The organism is Pseudomonas sp. AD21 (assembly GCF_002878485.1).
Taxonomy (GTDB): domain Bacteria; phylum Pseudomonadota; class Gammaproteobacteria; order Pseudomonadales; family Pseudomonadaceae; genus Aquipseudomonas.
This window is the reverse complement of sequence record NZ_NQYG01000011.1, coordinates 16,897-34,822: the sequence shown is the minus strand read 5'-3', so window position 1 is coordinate 34,822 and position 17,926 is coordinate 16,897. Positions and strand designations below refer to the sequence as shown.

20 protein-coding genes are annotated in these 17,926 nt (G+C 60.2%); 7 read left to right on the top strand and 13 right to left on the bottom strand.

Annotation, left to right across the window (positions count from 1 at the left end):
• Positions 1-64 precede the first annotated feature (64 nt).
• The 3 genes from PseAD21_RS09435 to PseAD21_RS09425 all read right to left on the bottom strand — a co-directional run bounded on the left by PseAD21_RS09435 (position 65) and on the right by PseAD21_RS09425 (position 3,710).
• Positions 65-1,591, bottom strand: coding sequence for a SulP family inorganic anion transporter (locus PseAD21_RS09435; protein WP_102355449.1), 1,527 nt, complete (start codon positions 1,589-1,591; stop codon positions 65-67).
• A gap of 90 nt (positions 1,592-1,681) precedes the next feature.
• Positions 1,682-2,413 (bottom strand): carbonic anhydrase, encoded by a 732-nt coding sequence (locus tag PseAD21_RS09430; RefSeq protein ID WP_102355448.1) that lies wholly within the window; start codon positions 2,411-2,413, stop codon positions 1,682-1,684.
• Positions 2,414-2,651: 238 nt separating this feature from the next.
• Complete coding sequence (locus PseAD21_RS09425) at positions 2,652-3,710, bottom strand: PA0069 family radical SAM protein (protein WP_102355447.1); 1,059 nt, start codon at positions 3,708-3,710, stop codon at positions 2,652-2,654.
• 223 nt (positions 3,711-3,933) lie between these two features.
• On the opposite strand from PseAD21_RS09425, the gene PseAD21_RS09420 reads away from it, so the two are divergent.
• Positions 3,934-4,236, top strand: coding sequence for a hypothetical protein (locus PseAD21_RS09420; RefSeq protein WP_102355446.1), 303 nt, complete (start codon positions 3,934-3,936; stop codon positions 4,234-4,236).
• A gap of 76 nt (positions 4,237-4,312) precedes the next feature.
• On the opposite strand, the gene PseAD21_RS09415 is transcribed toward PseAD21_RS09420, so the two are convergent.
• Genes PseAD21_RS09415 through PseAD21_RS09405 form a run of 3 tightly spaced genes read right to left on the bottom strand, consistent with a single transcriptional unit; the run spans position 4,313 to position 8,160 of the window.
• Positions 4,313-5,614: a cytochrome c gene (locus PseAD21_RS09415; RefSeq protein ID WP_102355445.1), complete on the bottom strand. Its 1,302-nt coding sequence runs from the start codon at positions 5,612-5,614 to the stop codon at positions 4,313-4,315.
• 12 nt (positions 5,615-5,626) lie between these two features.
• The gene (locus PseAD21_RS09410; protein ID WP_102355444.1) at positions 5,627-7,411 is read right to left on the bottom strand and encodes a GMC family oxidoreductase; all 1,785 of its coding nucleotides are present in this window, start codon (positions 7,409-7,411) and stop codon (positions 5,627-5,629) included.
• A gap of 2 nt (positions 7,412-7,413) precedes the next feature.
• Entirely contained in the window at positions 7,414-8,160 is a 747-nt protein-coding gene (locus tag PseAD21_RS09405) for a gluconate 2-dehydrogenase subunit 3 family protein (RefSeq protein WP_102355443.1), read from the bottom strand.
• A 307-nt stretch (positions 8,161-8,467) separates the two neighbouring features.
• On the opposite strand from PseAD21_RS09405, the gene PseAD21_RS09400 reads away from it, so the two are divergent.
• Positions 8,468-9,112, top strand: a complete 645-nt coding sequence (locus PseAD21_RS09400) for a dual specificity protein phosphatase family protein (RefSeq protein ID WP_102355442.1) — start codon at positions 8,468-8,470, stop codon at positions 9,110-9,112.
• 45 nt (positions 9,113-9,157) lie between these two features.
• Here the strand turns inward: PseAD21_RS09400 and PseAD21_RS09395 are convergent, their stop codons facing one another.
• Both PseAD21_RS09395 and prlC read right to left on the bottom strand, forming a co-directional pair.
• Positions 9,158-9,442 (bottom strand): YheV family putative zinc ribbon protein, encoded by a 285-nt coding sequence (locus tag PseAD21_RS09395; protein ID WP_007962808.1) that lies wholly within the window; start codon positions 9,440-9,442, stop codon positions 9,158-9,160.
• Positions 9,439-11,517 (bottom strand): oligopeptidase A, encoded by a 2,079-nt coding sequence (prlC, locus tag PseAD21_RS09390; protein WP_178082114.1) that lies wholly within the window; start codon positions 11,515-11,517, stop codon positions 9,439-9,441. The genes PseAD21_RS09395 and prlC overlap by 4 nt, the downstream gene beginning before the upstream one ends.
• 62 nt (positions 11,518-11,579) lie before the next feature.
• Between prlC and PseAD21_RS09385 the strand changes: the two genes are divergently transcribed.
• Both PseAD21_RS09385 and PseAD21_RS09380 read left to right on the top strand, forming a co-directional pair.
• Positions 11,580-12,125, top strand: a complete 546-nt coding sequence (locus PseAD21_RS09385) for a gamma carbonic anhydrase family protein (protein ID WP_102355441.1) — start codon at positions 11,580-11,582, stop codon at positions 12,123-12,125.
• A gap of 28 nt (positions 12,126-12,153) precedes the next feature.
• Positions 12,154-12,804: an HAD family hydrolase gene (locus PseAD21_RS09380; protein ID WP_102355440.1), complete on the top strand. Its 651-nt coding sequence runs from the start codon at positions 12,154-12,156 to the stop codon at positions 12,802-12,804.
• Positions 12,805-12,904: 100 nt separating this feature from the next.
• Here the strand turns inward: PseAD21_RS09380 and PseAD21_RS09375 are convergent, their stop codons facing one another.
• Entirely contained in the window at positions 12,905-13,981 is a 1,077-nt protein-coding gene (locus PseAD21_RS09375; RefSeq protein ID WP_102355439.1) for an aminopeptidase, read from the bottom strand.
• 59 nt (positions 13,982-14,040) lie between these two features.
• Here PseAD21_RS09375 and PseAD21_RS09370 point away from each other — a divergent pair, with 59 nt between their 5' ends.
• Entirely contained in the window at positions 14,041-14,463 is a 423-nt protein-coding gene (locus PseAD21_RS09370; protein WP_102355438.1) for a hypothetical protein, read from the top strand.
• Positions 14,464-14,503: 40 nt separating this feature from the next.
• Positions 14,504-14,923, top strand: coding sequence for a hypothetical protein (locus PseAD21_RS09365; RefSeq protein WP_102355437.1), 420 nt, complete (start codon positions 14,504-14,506; stop codon positions 14,921-14,923).
• Between the two features lie 6 nt (positions 14,924-14,929).
• On the opposite strand, the gene PseAD21_RS09360 is transcribed toward PseAD21_RS09365, so the two are convergent.
• Both PseAD21_RS09360 and PseAD21_RS09355 read right to left on the bottom strand, forming a co-directional pair.
• The gene (locus PseAD21_RS09360; RefSeq protein WP_102355436.1) at positions 14,930-15,169 is read right to left on the bottom strand and encodes a DUF1161 domain-containing protein; all 240 of its coding nucleotides are present in this window, start codon (positions 15,167-15,169) and stop codon (positions 14,930-14,932) included.
• 222 nt (positions 15,170-15,391) lie between these two features.
• Positions 15,392-15,823 (bottom strand): OsmC family protein, encoded by a 432-nt coding sequence (locus tag PseAD21_RS09355; protein ID WP_102355435.1) that lies wholly within the window; start codon positions 15,821-15,823, stop codon positions 15,392-15,394.
• A gap of 240 nt (positions 15,824-16,063) precedes the next feature.
• Between PseAD21_RS09355 and PseAD21_RS09350 the strand changes: the two genes are divergently transcribed.
• Positions 16,064-17,065: an LLM class flavin-dependent oxidoreductase gene (locus PseAD21_RS09350; RefSeq protein WP_025112343.1), complete on the top strand. Its 1,002-nt coding sequence runs from the start codon at positions 16,064-16,066 to the stop codon at positions 17,063-17,065.
• A gap of 163 nt (positions 17,066-17,228) precedes the next feature.
• On the opposite strand, the gene PseAD21_RS09345 is transcribed toward PseAD21_RS09350, so the two are convergent.
• Both PseAD21_RS09345 and PseAD21_RS09340 read right to left on the bottom strand, forming a co-directional pair.
• Positions 17,229-17,453 carry a DUF1161 domain-containing protein gene (locus PseAD21_RS09345; protein WP_025112344.1) on the bottom strand — a complete coding sequence of 75 codons (225 nt, stop codon included), beginning with the start codon at positions 17,451-17,453 and terminating at the stop codon, positions 17,229-17,231.
• A 124-nt stretch (positions 17,454-17,577) separates the two neighbouring features.
• Complete coding sequence (locus PseAD21_RS09340; protein ID WP_003220389.1) at positions 17,578-17,793, bottom strand: dodecin; 216 nt, start codon at positions 17,791-17,793, stop codon at positions 17,578-17,580.
• Positions 17,794-17,926: the final 133 nt, after the last annotated feature.

The window sequence follows — 17,926 nt, the reverse complement described above, 5'->3', positions numbered from 1 at the left end:
TTGACTGACCCACCGCCATCGCGAGCAGGCTCACTCCTACAGGGGTTGAGTTCAACCAGCAAATTTAGCCGGCAGCGCCGATTCCGGTATTGGTCCGCACCCTGCCTTCAAGCCTGCGCTTCAACCCGCGCGACTCGATCAATAGCTTCGACCCTTTCGCCGCATTCGCCCGACCCCATTCCTCCAGCAACTCCAGACACGAATGGTCGATGTAGCTCAGGTTATTGAGCGGCACATGCACCGTCGTACCTGCGGGAATGCTGCCCAGCACCTGGGTCAGCGCCGGCACCTTGAGGAACGTCGCCGCACCGATCAGGCGCAACTCCATCTCACCGTCCTGTGGCAGGTCGATCAGGCTGATCTTCAGGCGCGAAGCCTTGAACGCCAGTTTCACCAGGGTCAGACCGAAACCGATCAGCACACCGGTCAACAGATCGGTAAAGATGATCGCCAGCGCCGTGGCGGCGTAGGTGAACATCGGCATCCGTCCGTAACGGCCCAGACCGCGAAAGGCCTTGAGGTCGACCAGTTTGAAACCGGTATACACCAGCACCCCCGCCAGACTCGCCACCGGAATGCTTTGCAGCACGCTCGACAGCAAGAGCACGAACGCCAGCAGCCACAGACCATGGAGGATCGTCGAATAACGCGTGGTCGCACCGGCCTGGACGTTGGCTGAACTGCGCACGATCACCCCGGTCATTGGCAGTGCCCCGACCAGACCGCAGAGCATGTTGCCGACACCTTGCGCCGACAGCTCACGGTCGAAGTCCGAACGCACCCCGTTGTGCATGCGGTCCACTGCCGCAGCAGACAGCAGGGTTTCGGCGCTGGCGATGAACGCCACGGCGAACGCGGCGATCAGCAGCGTCGGATCGGCCAGGCTGAGCAGGTCCGCCGGTTTCAGCCAGTCGATGGCTTCGGCCAGATTCTCCGGCACCTCGACCCGTTTCACCTGCAACGCCAGCAGCAGGCTGGCGCCCGTGGCCAGACCGACGCCGAGCAATGCACCGGGAACAAACCGTAGCGAATTCGGACGGAATTTCTCCCATAGCCACATCACCGCTATGGTCGCCAGCCCAAGCAACCCGGCCTGCCAGCCGAGCGATGGCAAGGCTTGCGCCACCGCGCTGGGGAATGCCGTGAGGTTATCCAGACCGGAGGGTTGCGGCTTGGCATCGAGCATCACATGCACTTGCGAGAGCACAATCAGCACTCCGATCCCCGCGAGCATGCCGTACACCACCGCTGGCGCCGTCACCCGGAACCAGCAACCGAGCTTCAGGCGACCGGCCACCAGTTGCAGGAAACCCGCGAGCAGCAGAATCGGCCCGAGCATCTCGATGCCGTGCTGGCGCACCAGTTCGAACACCAACACCGCCAGACCCGCCGCGGGACCACTGACCTGCAACGGCGACCCCGCCAGCCAACCGACCACCAGACCACCGATGATCCCGGTAATCAGACCCTTGGCCGGCGGCAACCCTGACGCAATCGCGATACCCATGCACAGCGGCAAGGCGACCAAAAACACAACCACTGAAGCGAGCAGCTCCCGTGGCAACACCGCTTTCAATTGAGCAGCACGCATGGTGACTCTCCCGAAGTTTTCTTCAGGCATGGCTTCGCCGAGCCGCTGAAACAGCGGCCGGCGTCAAACCACACAGATGTTTAGGAAGATTTAGAAGCGCGCTTTGGGCGTCGCCACCGGAATCGGATGGGTGCCGTCGAGCGGCAGGAAACGTCCCTGATCCGCGTCGTAAGCTTTGATTTCACTGGTTTCGATGTTGTAGACCCAGCCATGGATGAACAAATGACCGTTCGCCATGCGCGAGGCTACCGAGGGATGGGTACGCAAGTGCTGCAATTGGGCGATGACGTTCTCCTCGGTGAGGATCGGCATGCTTTCTTTTTCGTCGGCGCAGTGACAGTTGTCATGCACCATGGTCTTCGCCACTTCCGCATGACGCAGCCAGGCTTTGACAGTCGGCATTTTTTCCAGGCTGTCCGGATTGAGCACTGCGCGCATGGCGCCGCAATCGGAGTGGCCGCAGATGATGATGTGCTGCACGCCCAGCGCCAGTACCGCGTATTCGATCGCGGTGGAAACGCCACCGTTCATCTGGCCGTAAGGCGGCACGACGTTGCCGACGTTACGGGTCACGAACAGATCGCCCGGCGAGCTCTGGGTGATCAGTTCGGGCACGATGCGCGAGTCGGCGCAGGTGATGAACATCGCCTTTGGCGCCTGGGCCGTGGCGAGTTTCTTGAAGAGTTCTTCCTGCTGCGGGAAGACCTCATGATGAAAATGCAAAAAGCCGTCAACGATCTGTCGCAGCGCTGCATCGGCGGACTCCGCCCCAGGGACGGCTTGCGCCGACGCAGCCAACGGCTGTTTATCCTTGTCACTCATGATTCATCCTCTTTGGCGGATTCGGGGAGTCATTCCCGTGTATTCCGATGTGAAGCCAGTGGCTGTTTAAAACATCCGGGTCATCCCGACCCGTCAGTCACTCGATGAACAAGGTAGCCGCCGAAACTTAACTCAAACTGAATAAAGCGCTCTAGAACGTGTGTTCCAGGTCGCAAAAAACGTGACTGGTCTGTTTCGACGGAAGGATTCCAACCCATCAACCATAGGCTAATTGTCGCTAAATCAACGACATCTGGCGACCCGGCGGACAGAAGGCAGTGCAATCGAGGTTATAGCCCTCACGGTGGTTTAAACCGAGGCGTTTAATGGCTTTGGCAAAACGTTGTGCGAGCAGGTCGGCGAACGGCCCTTCGCCGCGCATGCGGGCGCCGAAACGGCTGTCGTAGAGCTCGCCGCCACGGCTCTGGCGCACCAGGCTCAGCACATGGGCCGCGCGCTGCGGGTAGTGCGCCTGCAGCCACTCCTCGAACAGCGGCGCGACCTCCAGCGGCAGGCGCAGCATCATGTACGCGGCGCTTTGCGCCCCGGCGGCGTGCGCCTCGGTCAGCAAGCTTTCGATTTCGCTGTCGTTGATCATCGGAATCATCGGTGAACACAGTACCCCCACCGGAATCCCCGCTTCACGCATCACCCGGATCGCCCGCAGCCGTGCTTTCGGTGCAGCGGCACGGGGTTCGAGGATGCGTTTGAGTTCATCGTCCAGCGTGGTCAGGCTGATCATTACCGCCACCAGCCGTTGCTGTGCCAGCTCGGTGAGCAGATCGAGGTCGCGCAAAATCAGCGAACCTTTGGTGACGATGGTCACCGGGTGCCGGTAGCGAAGCAGCACTTCGAGGGTCTGGCGGGTGATCCGGTGCTCGCGCTCGATGGGTTGATACGGATCGGTGTTGGAACCCAGGTTAATCGGCGCGCACTGATAGCCGCGCTTGCTGAGCTGCTCTTCCAGCACTTGAGCGGCGTTGGTCTTGGCGATCAGCCGGGTTTCGAAATCCAGCCCCGGCGACATGTCCCAATAGGCGTGGCTGGGCCGCGCGTAGCAATAGATGCAGCCGTGCTCGCAGCCGCGATAGGGATTGATCGAACGATCAAAGGGCAGGTCTGGCGAGGTGTTGCGGGTGATGATGGTTTTCGCGGTCTCGATCATCACCTCGGTGTTTTGCGTCTCGGGCACTTCCTGATACCAGCCGTCGTCCTCGGCTACCGAACGATTCGGCGCGAAGCGGTTGTGCGGGTTGGTCGCGGTGCCGCGACCGCGGGGAGGCAAGGGCGTGTGCATCGGATGGGTCCTGATGGCTGTATGTGCATACAGTATCGCCGGTGCGAGTAAACAGCCAGTGCCGTTCGGCGATTCGGGGTATGGGAACAGGGTATCCGGTTTATTGATTGCGCCTTTTTATTGCAACCTGGAGACACATGTTTCAAGTAGCAGTGCAACTTGCAATGTCGTTAGTATTCGCCTTGTTGTCATTCTGCTATTCAATATTTAAAAGGAATTAAAAGTGTCTAACTTTAACCATCGCGGCGTCTTTCTGCAGAAACTTGGTCCGACTCCGGTTGATCCGGATGAAGTACTGGTGTCCATGCAGTTTGCACTGAAGCAATCCGGTTGGGATGCAGCGAACGCCGTGCCAGCCGACTCTCTGCTGGATTCGCGGATTATCATTGCGTCGTCCTATGACGGGGGCAAAACCTTCGATGTGCGCAATGACAAGGATATCGATGGTGACGGTGATATCGATGCAGATGACAAGGAAAAGTTGCTGGCGTTGGCCAAGGCTTATGTAAGTATCATGAACCCGTAATATGGATCAGACGCTATATTAGTTGTGGCGTAATACAAAAAAGCCCTGCCCGTATTAAATACGGACAGGGCTTTTATTAGTTGCTGTGGGTTACCTGGCCGAGATCATCAGCCGAGGTGGTCGTCATGTCGCTGGTGCGTAAATGACTGACCTCGTTCGCGTTCACCGGCGCGCCTTTGTTGCCCCAGCTGCCACGGATGAAACTCACCACATCCGCCACTTCCTGATCCGACAAGCGCCAGGCGAAACCCGGCATGGTGAAGGTCGAGGGTGCCGTGTGCGTCGCCGGGAGGGTGCCGCCTTTGAGCACGATGTGGATCAGCGAGGTCGGATCCTCCGATTGCAGCACCGGATTGCCCGCCAGTGCCGGGAACACCCGGGTGTAGCCGTGGCCATCGGTGCGGTGGCAGGCCGCGCAGTTATCGATGTACACCGCTGCGCCGCGCTGGCTGTCGTCGCCGTTCCACAGAGCCTTGGCGGCTTTCTCGTCGTACTGGTGCGGCTGATCGTTTGGATCAGTAGCTGGCAGCGACTTGAGGTAGCGGGCGATCGCGGTCAGGTCGGCGTCGGTCATGTATTGCATGCTGTGGGTGACCACATCGCTCATGCCGCCGAAGACCGCGCTGCGGTCGCTGCGTCCGGTCTTGAGGAACTGCACCAGTTGCGCTTCGCTCCAGCCGCCGAGACCGTCCTTGTGATCACCGCGCAGGCTCTTGGCGATCCAGCCTTCCAGCGGCGCACTGCCGGCGAGGAAGTTCTTGCCGTCCGCCGCGCTCAGGGATTTTTCCTGCATGGTCAGGGCACGCGGCGTATGGCAGGCGCCGCAATGGCCGAGGCCTTCGACCAGATAGGCGCCGCGATCGATCACCGGATCATCCGTGGTTGCCTTGTAGTCTTCGACCTTCGGCGCGAACATCCAGCGCCAGCCCATCAGTGGCCAGCGCATGCTCAGTGGCCATGGAATGTCGCTGGCCTTGTTCTCCTGCGCGACCGGTTCGACGCCGTGCATGAAGTAGGCGTACAGCGCCTGCATGTCGGTTTCGCTGACACGGGCGTAGGACGGATACGGCATCGCCGGGTACAACGTACTGCCGTTTTTGGCAACGCCATGGCGCACCGCTTTGTCGAAGTCCTCGAAGCTGTAATCACCGACGCCGGTTTTGTCCGGGGTGATGTTGGTCGAGTAGATCGTGCCGATCGGGGTTTCCATCGGCAGGCCGCCGGCGAACGGCTTGCCACCCTTGGCGGTGTGGCAGGCCACGCAGTCACCGGCGCGGGCGAGGTACTCGCCTTGTTTGATCAACGCTTGATCAACTTCGGCCGCTTGAATTGAGGCGCTGCCGAGCAGGGCCAGGGTGGCGATAACGAGAATTTTCATGGTCATCGCTCCTTATGCCTGGACCAGCGGGCCGGGGTTTTTCAGGTACTGCTCGCGGATCGCCTTGGCCGACCAGTAGGTCAATGCCGCCACCAGCCCGGTCGGGTTGTAACCCAGACCTTGCGGGAATGCCGACGCACCCGGTACGAACACGTTGTGCACGTCCCAGCTCTGCAGGTAGCGGTTCAGGGCGCTCTTCTTCGGATCGGTGCCCATGATCGCGCCACCGTTAAGGTGCGTGGTCTGGTAGGCCGCGGTGTTGAAGTGATCACCGACCTGTTTGCCGATCACCGCGATGGCTTTCGGGCCCATGGCTTGGGCGACCTTGCCCATTTTCTCGACCATGAAGCGGTTCATCTTGATGTCGTTTTCCTGCCAGTCGAAGGTCATCCGCAACAGCGGCAAGCCGTAGGCATCGCGGTACACCGGGTCGAGGTCGAGGTAGTTGCCACGGTAGGACTGATGCGCGCCGTGGGCGTCCATCGACACCTGGTGGGTGTAGTAATCGGCGGTCGCGCGTTTCCAGTCACTGCCCCAGGCCGGGGTGCCCGGCGGGTTCGAAGTGCCAGCAATCGGCCGGCTGCCGGCCTGATTGACCCACATTGGCGAGCCGCCGACGAAGCCGTGCGGGCCGTGGTCGAAGTTGTCGGCGTTGAAGTCGTCCAGTGCCACGCCGTTGCCGCCGGCACCCATGAAGTTGTTGGTGTGGGTATCCTTGTCGAAGAACGCCTTGATGGTCGCCATGTTCTGGTAGGCAAAGTTGCGCCCGACCACGCCTTCGCCGGTAATCGGGTCGTAGGGTTTGCCGATCCCGGACAGCAGCATCAGGCGCACATTGTGCAACTGGAACGCGCCGAGGATCACCAGATCTGCAGGTTGCTCGATCTCGCGGCCCTGAGCATCGATGTAGGTGACGCCGGTGGCTTTGCTTTTCGTGCTGTCGAGGTTGATCCGCAGCACGTGGGCGTTGGCGCGCAGCTCGAAATTCGGCAGCGGCTTGAGCGCCGGCAGAATGTTCACGTTAGGCGAAGCCTTGGAATACATGTAGCAAACGTAGCCGCTGCAGAATCCGCAGAAGTTGCACGGACCCATCTGTGCGCCGTAGGGATTGGTGTACGGCCCTGAAGTATTCGCCGATGGCAGGTTGTAGGGTTTGTAACCGACCTCTGTCGCCGCTTTGCCGAACAGCTGTGCGGAAACGGTGTTCTTCTGCGCCTCCAGCGGGAACGGGTTCGAGCGATCCGGCGCGTACGGGTTGCCGCCCTTGCCCTGGCCGACCAGTTGGCCTTTTACGGTCCAGGCCTGGCCGGAGGTGCCGAAGACTTTCTCGGCGAAATCGAAGAACGGTTCGAGCTCTTCGTAGCTGACGCCGAAGTCCTGGATGGTCATGTCCTTGGGGATGAAGCTTTTGCCGTAGCGCTCTTCGTAATGGCTGCGCATGCGCAACTCGATCGGGTCGACCCGGAAATGCACGCCCGACCAGTGCAAACCGGCGCCACCCACGCCATTACCCGGCAGGAACGCACCCAATTGGCGGTTCGGCAGGGCAATGTCGGTGACGCTGTGACGGATGGTGACGGTTTCTTTCGAGATGTCCTGAAAGAGTTTTTTCCGCACGCTGTAGGTGAGTTCGTCGATCACCTGCGGATAGTTGCCGTCGGGGTAAGTGTCCTGCATCGGCCCGCGCTCCAGCGCCAGCACGTTGAGCCCGGCTTCGGTCAGCTCCTTGGCCATGATTGCGCCGGTCCAGCCAAAACCGACGATCACCGCGTCGACCTTCTTCATTACCGTTGCCATGCTCAAGCCCTCTCGCCGCGAATCGAAACTGCCGGGAAGGGGTATTGCTCGTTGCGTTCCACCCAATCCATGAAATCGGCGCGGGCGCCGGGGAAGCCGATCATGGTCCAGCCGACCATGCCTTTATTGCCGCCGTGGATCGGATCGCAGAAGAACCCTTCCTTGGTGTTTTGCAGCAACAGGCTGAAGAAAATCTTTGCCGGAACGGCATCGAACTGCGGCTTGCCGGCTTCGAGTTGCTTGAGCAGATCGTCTCGGGTAGCGCTGTCTTGCTCAGCAAATGTCTTTCCGTTCAGCGATTTTGCCCACTGATCCGTGGCGGCGATGCCGAGGCGATAGATGTCTTTGGGCACCAGTTTGCTCTGCCAGCCCATCTCCGGCGCCGCGTCGGCGTTGAACGGGCCTTGCATGTACCAGAGGGCACCGGCGGCATACGGGGTGTTCATCTGGCGGTCGATGTATTCCGGCACGCCGGCTTCCAGAGCCCCCGGGCCCTGATCGTCGTTGGGGATCAATTGCGCCACGGCGGCGTTGATGAAGGCCCATTCCTCGGCGCTGAAATAGCTCGGCTGGTAAGCGCCGGCTTCGGATTTCGCCGGGGTTGCGGCTGGCGCCGCCGGGGTGGCTGCAGGTGCAGCTTGCAGCACGCTGCTGCCCAGACCGGTTCCGGCCAGGGTAACCACGGGAATCAGGGTCAGGGATTTGCGCAAGAACTCACGCCGCGGGTTGTCTCGATCTGCATCAGACATGGGAGTGCACCTCATCAGGCATTGATGGTTGTCCGTTTCTACGAACGGCTTGAGCATTTTTTCGTCGCGGCGCGTGGCCCGTTTGACCGGGAAAAGGGGGACGGCTGCAACATCGTGTGACAAATGGTAGCAGCCTAATCATCGGGGTGAACCGATTCAGCGGAAAAACCCACGGTTTTTTTTACGCGGTGTTCAATGAAATCGTGCGGATTCACGATTCTTTGACAAGTGGCTCACAGGGCTTTGACTGCCAGACGTGGAAGCTGCGAGGCCTTTCATTGATGAATTTCGATACGGTCAGCCCAGCATGTCTCGAGTGCGCCTTTTCCCTGCTTTGTGTTTGTCGCTTGCTGCCCTGCTGCACTTGATGCCAGCCCAGGCTGACGCCGCTGTCACATCGCGCCCGCCTGAGTGGGCGCAACCGGTTGAAGTGCAGTACAACCTGTTCCAGATGTCGCCAACGCTGTATCGCAGTGCCTTGCCGGACGGCGGTGCGGTGCCGTTGCTGAAGAACCTCAAAGTGGCGACCGTGATCAACTTTCTGCCCGAAGCCGACAGCAGTTGGCTGTCCGAGCCGGGCATCAATCAGGTGCAACTGCCTTATCGCACCAACCATGTCGATGACGCCGATGTGCTCAAGACCCTGCGCGCGATTCAGACCGCCGAAGCCAATGGCCCGGTGTTGATGCATTGCAAGCATGGTTCCGACCGCACCGGCCTGATGGCGGCGATGTACCGGATTGTGGTGCAGGGCTGGAGCAAGGAAGACGCGCTGAATGAAATGACTCAGGGCGGTTTTGGTGAGAGCGGCCATTTCAAGGATGGCGTGCGCTATGTGATGCAGGCCGACGTCGACAAACTGCGCACCGCCCTGGCCAATGGCGATTGCAGCACCAGTGCGTTTGCTACCTGCTCGATGAAGAGCTGGTTCCAGTCAGTCAACCTCAAATAAGCCGAACCCTCCACGGCATTGCACCGTGGAGGGTTATTCGCTGGCTCAGTCTTCGGACTTTTTCTTCAGTTTCGGATTCGGGAAGAACTGCACGGCCTGGACGGTCTTGTCCGGCGCCGGTTTGAGCGCGCTGGTATTGACCCGCGTGCCCAGTTCCTTGGGAACCGACAACCCCTGCTCGTTGAGCGTATCCGAGTAACCGCAGGCCACGCATTCGCGGTGCGGCACGCTGTCCTCGTTCCACATCATCAGTTTGTCCGGCTCGCTGCACGCCGGGCAGACGGCCCCGGCGATAAAGCGCTTCTTGGTAATCACAGGTGCCTCACTCATGCTGCTGCGTCCTCACTCAGGCCGCTGTGGCGCAAGAGTGCGTCAATCGATGGCTCGCGGCCACGGAAGTCGACGAACAACACCATTGGCGCCTGCGAACCACCACGGGCCAGAATCGCTTCGCGGAATGCACGACCGGTTTGTGCGTTGAGCACGCCGTCTTCTTCGAATTTCGAGAAGGCATCCGCCGACAGCACTTCAGCCCACTTGTAGCTGTAGTAACCCGCCGCGTAACCGCCGGCAAAGATGTGCGCGAAGCTGTTGGGGAAGCGGTTGTAGACCGGTGGACGCATCACCGACACCTCGTCACGCACGCCTTCGAGTACCTGCGCGACGCTGCGGCCGTCACCGTGGGTGGCGTGCAGTTCGAAGTCGAACAGCGAGAACTCCAACTGTCGGACCATCATCAGGCCGGACTGGAAGTTCTTCGCTGCGAGCATTTTTTCCAGCAGATCCTGCGGCAGTGGTTCGCCGCTTTCGTAGTGACCGGAGATCAACGCGAGGCCTTCCGGCTCCCAGCACCAGTTTTCCATGAACTGGCTCGGCAACTCGACCGCGTCCCACGCCACGCCGTTGATCCCGGAGACACCGGCGTGATCAACGCGGGTCAGCAGGTGATGCAGACCATGGCCGAACTCGTGGAACAGGGTGGTCACTTCATCGTGGGTCAGCAGCGCCGGCTTGCCGCTGTCGGCCGGGGTGAAGTTGCACACCAGGTTGGCGACCGGGCTTTGCAGCACGCCGTCGACGGTGCGGCGACGGTCGCGGGCGCCGTCCATCCACGCACCGCCACGCTTGTTGGCGCGGGCGTAGAGGTCGAAGAAGAAGCGGCCGACGTGCTGGCCGTTTTCCTTGATCTCGAACAGGCGCACGTCCGGGTGCCAGGTGTCGAAGCCTTTCAGTTCGGCGATTTCGATGCCGTACAGACGCTGGACGATAGCGAACAGACCGCCGAGGACTTTATCGATCGGGAAGTAGGCCCGCAGGGTTTCCTGAGCGACGCTGTAACGTTGTTCACGGAGCTTCTCGCCGTAGAAACCGCTGTCCCAGCTTTGCAGATCGGCGCAGCCCTGTTCGGCGGCGTAGGCGCGCAGTTGCTGCAAATCCTGTGCGGCAAACGGCTTTCTGCGCTTGGCCAGGTCGCGCAGGAAACTCAGCACCTGATCGCTGGATTCGGCCATTTTGGTGGCCAGGCTCAGCTCGGAGAAGCTGGCGAAGCCCAGCAGTTTGGCCAGTTCCTGACGCAGGTCGAGGATCTCTTCCATCACCGGGCCGTTGTCGTTCTGGCCGGCGTTCGGGCCTTGATCCGAGGCGCGGGTGCAGTAGGCGGCGTAGACTTCTTCACGCAACGCACGGTCTTGCGCGTAGGTCATCACCGCGTAGTAGCTCGGGAATTCCAGGGTGATCAGCCAGCCATCAAGGTCTTTGGCCTGTGCGGCGGCGGCCATTTGCGCCTTGGCCGAATCGGTCAGACCGGCGAGGGCGGCTTCATCGGTGACGTGCTTGGTCCACGCCTGAGTGGCGTCGAGCAGTTGGTTGGAGAAGCGGCTGCCCAGCTCGGACAGTTTGCTCTGCACTTCGGCGTAGCGCTTTTGTTCGGCTTCCGGCAGGTCGATACCCGACAGACGGAAATCGCGCAGGGCGTGTTCCAGAATAGTCTTTTGCGCCACCTCGAAACCGGCAGCTTGCGGGCTGTTGGCCAGGGCTTCATAGGCCTGGAACAGTTCGCGGTTCTGGCCCATCTCGGTGGAGTAGGCGCTCAGGGCTGGCAGGCACGACTCGTAGGCTTCGCGCAGTTCGGCGCTGTTGCACACGGCGTTGAGGTGGCTGACCGGGCTCCAGGCTGCGCCAAGGCGATCATTGAGTTCGTCCATCGCCAATACCAGGCCGGCCCAGGTCGGGTTCTCGACTTGAGTCTTGAGGATCTCGGCAATGGCGGCGCGGTTGTCGGCCAGGATCGTTTCAATGGCTGGCAGCACGTGTTCGGCACGGATCGTGGAGAACGGCGGCAGGTCGTAGGACTGCAGAAGAGGGTTGTTCACGCTCACGGTTGGCACCTTGGCTGGAAGAAACATGCGCCCATCTTAATTACAATCGACACTCACCGCAGCTATCGGCGACAGAGAGAGAACTTATCGTGCCCGTTCGCAAGTACCAGAATCACACCCCGCAGTTGCGCAAAGGCGCGTTTGTCGACGCCTCGGCGGTGGTGATCGGCGACGTCGAAATCGGCGAAGACAGCTCCGTGTGGCCGCTGACCGTGATCCGTGGCGACATGCACCGCATCCGTATCGGCGCGCGCACCAGCGTGCAGGATGGTTGCGTACTGCACATCACCCACGCCGGCCCGTTCAACCCGGATGGTTTTCCGCTGCTGATCGGCGATGACGTGACCATCGCTCACAAGGTCATGCTGCATGGCTGCACTGTTGGCAGCCGCGTATTGATCGGCATGGGCAGCATCGTCATGGACGGCGCGGTGGTCGAGGATGACGTGATCATCGGCGCCGGCAGCCTGGTGCCACCGGGCAAGCGCCTGGAAAGCGGCTTCCTGTACGTGGGCAGCCCGGTGAAACAGATCCGCCCGCTGACTGACAAGGAGCGCGCCTTCTTCACCTACAGCGCGGCGAACTACGTGAAGCTCAAGGACCTGCATCTGGCCGAAGGCTACGACCAGCTCTGAATCGCCTTACACCTGCTCAGGATTTCTCATGCATTACCAGACCGTACTGTTCGACCTCGATGGCACCCTGACCGACCCGCGTGAGGGCATCACCCGTTCCATCCAGTTCGCCCTCGGCAAACTCGGCATTGATGAGCCGGACCTGACCAAGCTCGAACACTTCATCGGCCCGCCACTGTTGCAGGCGTTCATGCAGTTCTATGGCTTTGACGAGGCCAAGGCCTGGGAAGCGGTGAACTTCTATCGCGAGCGCTTCAAGGTCACCGGACTGTACGAAAACCGCGTGTTCGATGGCGTCACACCGCTGCTGGAAACCTTGAGCGGCCAAGGGCGACAGCTGTATATCGCGACCTCCAAACCTTGGGAATTTGCCCGCGAGATTGCCCGGCACCTCGACTTTGCCAAACACTTCAAGGTGATCTACGGCAGCGAACTGGATGGCACGCGGACCAACAAGGTCGAGCTGATCGCGCACCTGGTGGCCGAAGAGGGGCTGGATCCGGCCAATACGCTGATGATCGGCGATCGCAAGCATGACCTGATCGGCGCGCGCAGCAACGGGCTGGATGCGGCGGCGGTGGGCTATGGGTTTGGCAGCTTTGAAGAATTGAGTGCCGAAGCGCCGGCCTATCATTTTGAAACGCTGGCCGAGTTGCATCAGGCGTTCCTGCGGCGCTGATGAGTCAGTCTTCGCGAGCAAGCCCGCTCCCACAGGGAGAATGCATTTCAACTGTGGGAGCGGGCTTGCTCGCGAAGGGGCCGGCTCAGCCCATGCGAAATCAGGATTCTGCCAACGCTCTAAGTGCCGCTTTACGCTCAGTCAGCGGCAGCTCACCCAGCTTTTCGACCTCAACATAAAACCTTACCCAATCCCCCCCAACCTGGCTGAACAACGCTGCAAACGCCGGCACCCACTGGTCATACAGCCCAAACGGCAGCAGCCGCGCATTGTTCAGCGGCATATTCACCCAGGCGTCATAACGCTTGTCCCCTGCCCACTGGCTGTCGCGCATCAATCGATATTCGCGACGAAACTGCTCGAACGCCGCTGTTTTGCGCTCGCGCATCTGCTCGGCCGGCAGCGGCTGGGCATAGAGCTTTTCCAGTTGTGAACGCGTTTCCAGCACCAACTCGATGAACTGGTCACGCTGCATGAGCAGCGAGTCGGTGTCTGGCGGCAGGCCACGAAATGCCCGCCACTGTCGGGTGCCTTGCTGTTCGACAAATGTGGCGAAGGACTCGTTGAACTCGGTGTCGTCCTTCACATAGAAGCGCTGATGCGCCAGTTCATGAAAAATCAGCGTGGCCAGGCGCTCGTCACCCCAGCCCATCATCGAGTTGAGAATCGGGTCATTGAACCAGCCGAGGGTCGAATAGGCTTCGACGCCGCCAATCGACACGTCCATGCCTTGCAGGCGCTGAATCGCCGCTTCGCCACGTGCGGCGCTCTGGCTGTAGTAGCCGCGATAGGCCACACAGCCGGCAATCGGGAAGCAATGGTTCTGCGGGGTCAGGGAAAACTCCGGGGTGGCGAACACGTTCCACACCACGTACGGCCGGCCAATGTCGGCGTACAGGCGATAGCTCTGGTTGTCCGGCAGGTGCAGCTGTTCGCTGGCGAAGGCGCGGGCCTTCTGCGACTGGATCAGGTGTGTGCGTAATGCCGTATCGCGGCTGGGGTCGGCGATCACCTTGGCCACCGGCTCACGCGCCTGCAACAACTGCAACTGACCGCTGGCCAACTGGCTGTAATAGCTCACGCTGGAGCAACCGCTGAGCAACAAAAACATCACACCCGGAAACAAAATCCGAAAAACGCGATCAAGTAACCCATGGCTTGGAAGCGGCCTGATCAAAATAAAAAATCCTTTGGAAAGTCTGCCCGCAAGACTATCCCGCCATTTGGAGCTTCGCTATGCGCATGTTGTTGCTGACTGGAGGCCTGCTGACGCTGGCCGGTTGTGCCGGATTCGGAATGCCCGACCCTGACCCCTCGCAAGCCTGGATCGACCTCGATGCCCGGCAACAGGACACCGCGCTGCAAGCGCTGCAGGTCGATAGCCGAACCACGGCCGACAAACGTTATTTCGAGGTGCAGCCCGGCAGCCATGAACTGAAGGTGCGTTATCAGTTTGCGGTCGAAGCCACCAACATCGGCCCGGATGCCGAGCCGCTGTGGCGCGACTGCCAGTTGAACGTGAAATTCAAGGACTTCAACGCCGGTCAGCGTTATCAGCTGCAGGCCGGCAGTATCGGTTTCCGTCCATGGGCGAAGCTCTACGACGAGCAACGCAAAGTGGTTGGCCAGGGCACACCGGCAGGCTGTCAGCGCACTTGATCGGCGCTATGCTTCAGGTCTGAACCCTTGGACATCCATCATGCGCAAGTTGATGCTGTTGCTCGCAGTCGGCGCTATCACCGGCTGCCAGACCCCGTTGCCACCGGTCGATCCACAAATGGCCTGGGTCGACTTTTCGACCCCGACCCCGGGCGGCAAACTGCTCATGGCCGAGCGCCTCGACAATAAACGGTTGACCGACGGGCGTTTCTTTCAGGTGACGCCTGGCAGCCATGAGCTGCGGGTGCGTTTCGACTTCGAGGTGTTTGGCGGCGGTGGCAGTCTGATGACCGGCCCGGTCGAGCGGCTGTGTTACCTGTACATCCGCTACGACCATTTCGAAGCCGGCCAGCGTTACCTGCTGGAAGGGCGTTCGCTGGGGTTCACGCCGAGCGCGCGTTTGTACAACGCCAGGCACGAGATCGTTGCCGAGGACCGGGACATCGACTGCCTTACCTGAGGTGAATCAGTTGCTGTTTTTCTGATAGATGATCGCTTTGGTGCCGTTGTCGCAAGTGCCGACGACCATCGCCACGTCGTGTTTATCGGCCTCTTCCTTGCTGACGATTTCCAGCGTGTAGGAGGGCACGGCGTTGGCCTGGATCTTGACCTCGATCTCGTTTTTCAGTTCTTCACAGTCTTTCGGTGCGGCAAGAACCGTTGTGGCCAGTGCACTGCAGAAAATCGCCAAGCCAATACGTTTCATAGTTAAAGCTCCCTGGTGCAGCGCGCACGGGTGTGCGCTGAAGCTGCTGTCACTTATTCGACCATATTTTTGCAGAGCGGGTTCTGACTTCGCTCACATCTTCAGGCACTGCGGTGCTTTTTGGATCGCTTTCGCGAGCAGGCTCGCTCCCACATTGGACGTGTTCACAACACACACCCTGAGGGAGCGAGCCTGCTCGCGATTGGGTCAGTCAGCGCCGACTTAGCTGACCAGCGAAGCCTCAAGCGTAATCTTCGCATTCAACAGCTTGGACACCGGGCACCCTTCCTTGGCCTTGTTACTCAGTTCTTCAAACTGCGCCTGCGTCGCTCCCGGGATCTTCGCCTTGAGAATCAGCTTCACCGCAGTGATGGCAAAGCCGCCGTCCACCTGGTCCAGCGTGACCTCCGCCTGCGTGTCGATGCTGTCAGCCCTCAGGCCCGCATCGCCGAGAATCATCGAAAACGCCATGGAAAAACAGCCGGCATGGGCGGCGCCGATCAGTTCTTCCGGGTTGGTGCCCTTGCCACCTTCGAAGCGGGCCTTGAAGCCGTAAGGCGCTTCTCTGAGGACGCCGGTTTCGGTAGAGATCGAGCCGATGCCGGTTTTCAGATCGCCAGCCCAATGCGCGGATGCTTTCTTCACGATAGCCATGTCTGCCTCCTCAAGATCTGGCGCGGAACGCCGCGCCGTCGTGGTGTTTGCTTGCAAGGCTTCTGAGGATAGACGCCGGAACAAAGTTCAGCTCAGGTGAATCGTTGACTTTTTTAGTAGGATTTTTCCCTCAGCTATTGAAACTCGGGTATATGCCCTTATTGCACAGAACACGCTTATGAATTCGGCAGGTTTTCGTTCGCAAGAAAAAACCTGCAGACCACTCGGAGACGCAGGTTTATGAAGCAACTGTCCGACGTAAAGTTTTCCACCCTCGATCTGGTGCCGGTGCGCGAGAACGGCAGCCCGGCGCAATCGCTGCGCAACTCGCTGGACCTGGCGCAGCATGTCGAGAAATTCGGCTATACCCGCTTCTGGGTCGCCGAGCACCACAACATGGACGGCATCGCCAGTTCCGCCACTTCGGTATTGCTGGGGTATCTGGCCGGTGGTACCTCGACGATTCGCGTCGGCTCCGGCGGGGTGATGTTGCCTAACCACGCACCGCTGGTGATCGCCGAACAGTTCGGCACTCTCGAAAGCCTGTATCCGGGGCGCATCGACCTCGGGCTGGGCCGGGCACCGGGTTCCGACCAGATGACCGCCCGTGCCCTGCGCCGCGAGCGCTCTGGCAGTGCCGATGATTTCCCGGAAGACGTCGCCGAACTGGTGCGCTTCCTCGGCCCGCGTACCCCGGATCAACGGGTGATCGCCATGCCCGGAACCGGCACCAATGTGCCGATCTGGTTGCTCGGCTCCAGTCTGTTCAGTGCGCAACTGGCCGGTGAGCGCGGTTTGCCCTACGCCTTCGCCTCGCACTTCGCCCCGCGCTTTATGCACGAGGCGATCCGCGTCTATCGCAATCACTTCAAGCCGTCGGCGGTGCTCGACAAGCCGTACGTGATGCTCGGCGTACCGTTGGTTGCAGCGGATACCGATGAGCAGGCGGATTACCTGGCGACTTCGGTGTACCAGCGCATTCTCGCGTTGATGCGCGGGCAGAGTCTGGTGCAGCGTCCACCGGTGAAAAGCATGGATGGCCTGTGGTTACCCCATGAGCGTGAGGCAGTGGGGGACTTCCTCGGCCTGGCAATGGTCGGCAGCCCGCAGAAGATCCGCGCGAAGCTGGAGGTGCTGGTTGAACAGACGCAGGCCGATGAGCTGATCTTCACCTGTGATCTGTATGAGCATGCCGATCGCCTGCATTCCTATGAGTTGCTGGCGCAGGTCATGAAGGGATAACACCAACCCCTGTAGGAGTGAGCCTGCTCGCGATAGCGTTTCCACAGTCACTGAGTTGTTGACTGTTACACCGCCATCGCGAGCAGGCTCACTCCTACAGGGGGAACGTGTCGCCCACAAAAAAGCCGACGCCTTCGCGTCGGCTTTTGCATTTCAGTCGCGATCAACCGCGCTTGTAGACGATTTCCTTGGCGCCGCCCTCACATTTGCCGACAACCTTGCCGCCAGCGGCCGCACCCTTGTCGGCAATCTCCAGCGAATACCCGGAAACGCCCTTGGCATCCAGCTTCGCGGCAATTTCGCTTTTCAACTCTTCACAAGGCTTGCCAGCAGCAAACGCGCCACCCGCAAGGCTCAACAAACCTACTGCCAATATGAACTTCTTCATCGGTCGCACTCCCTGGTCGGATTAAAAGAGGCGGGCATCGGGTATCCCGATGCGCTCACCTTGTAGCGCTTTGCCATTCCTATGGCACTCGGCCAGCGCGCAAGTTCAGAAGCGTAGCCCAAACTCAGCTGCTGGCAATCCGGAAGCCGACTTTGAGCGTTACCTGGAAGTGCGCAGCCTTGCCGTCCTTGATGTGGCCACGGGTGTCGACCACTTCAAACCATTCCAGGTGCTTGATGCTCTTGTTCGCTTCAGCCAGCGCATTGTTGATGGCGTCCTCGATGCTGCTGGTGGACGAGCCGACCAGTTCGACTTTCTTGTAGGTGTGATGGTCACTCATGGCGATCTCCTTGGCGTGTTGGATTGAGACTAGCAGTGATTTGCACTGTTGATTTCGGCGGCCCGGAGCAAGCGAAGTTCAGATTTTCTGCACTTTCTCAAACCGCTGAAGTCCCAACCAACACACGCCACTC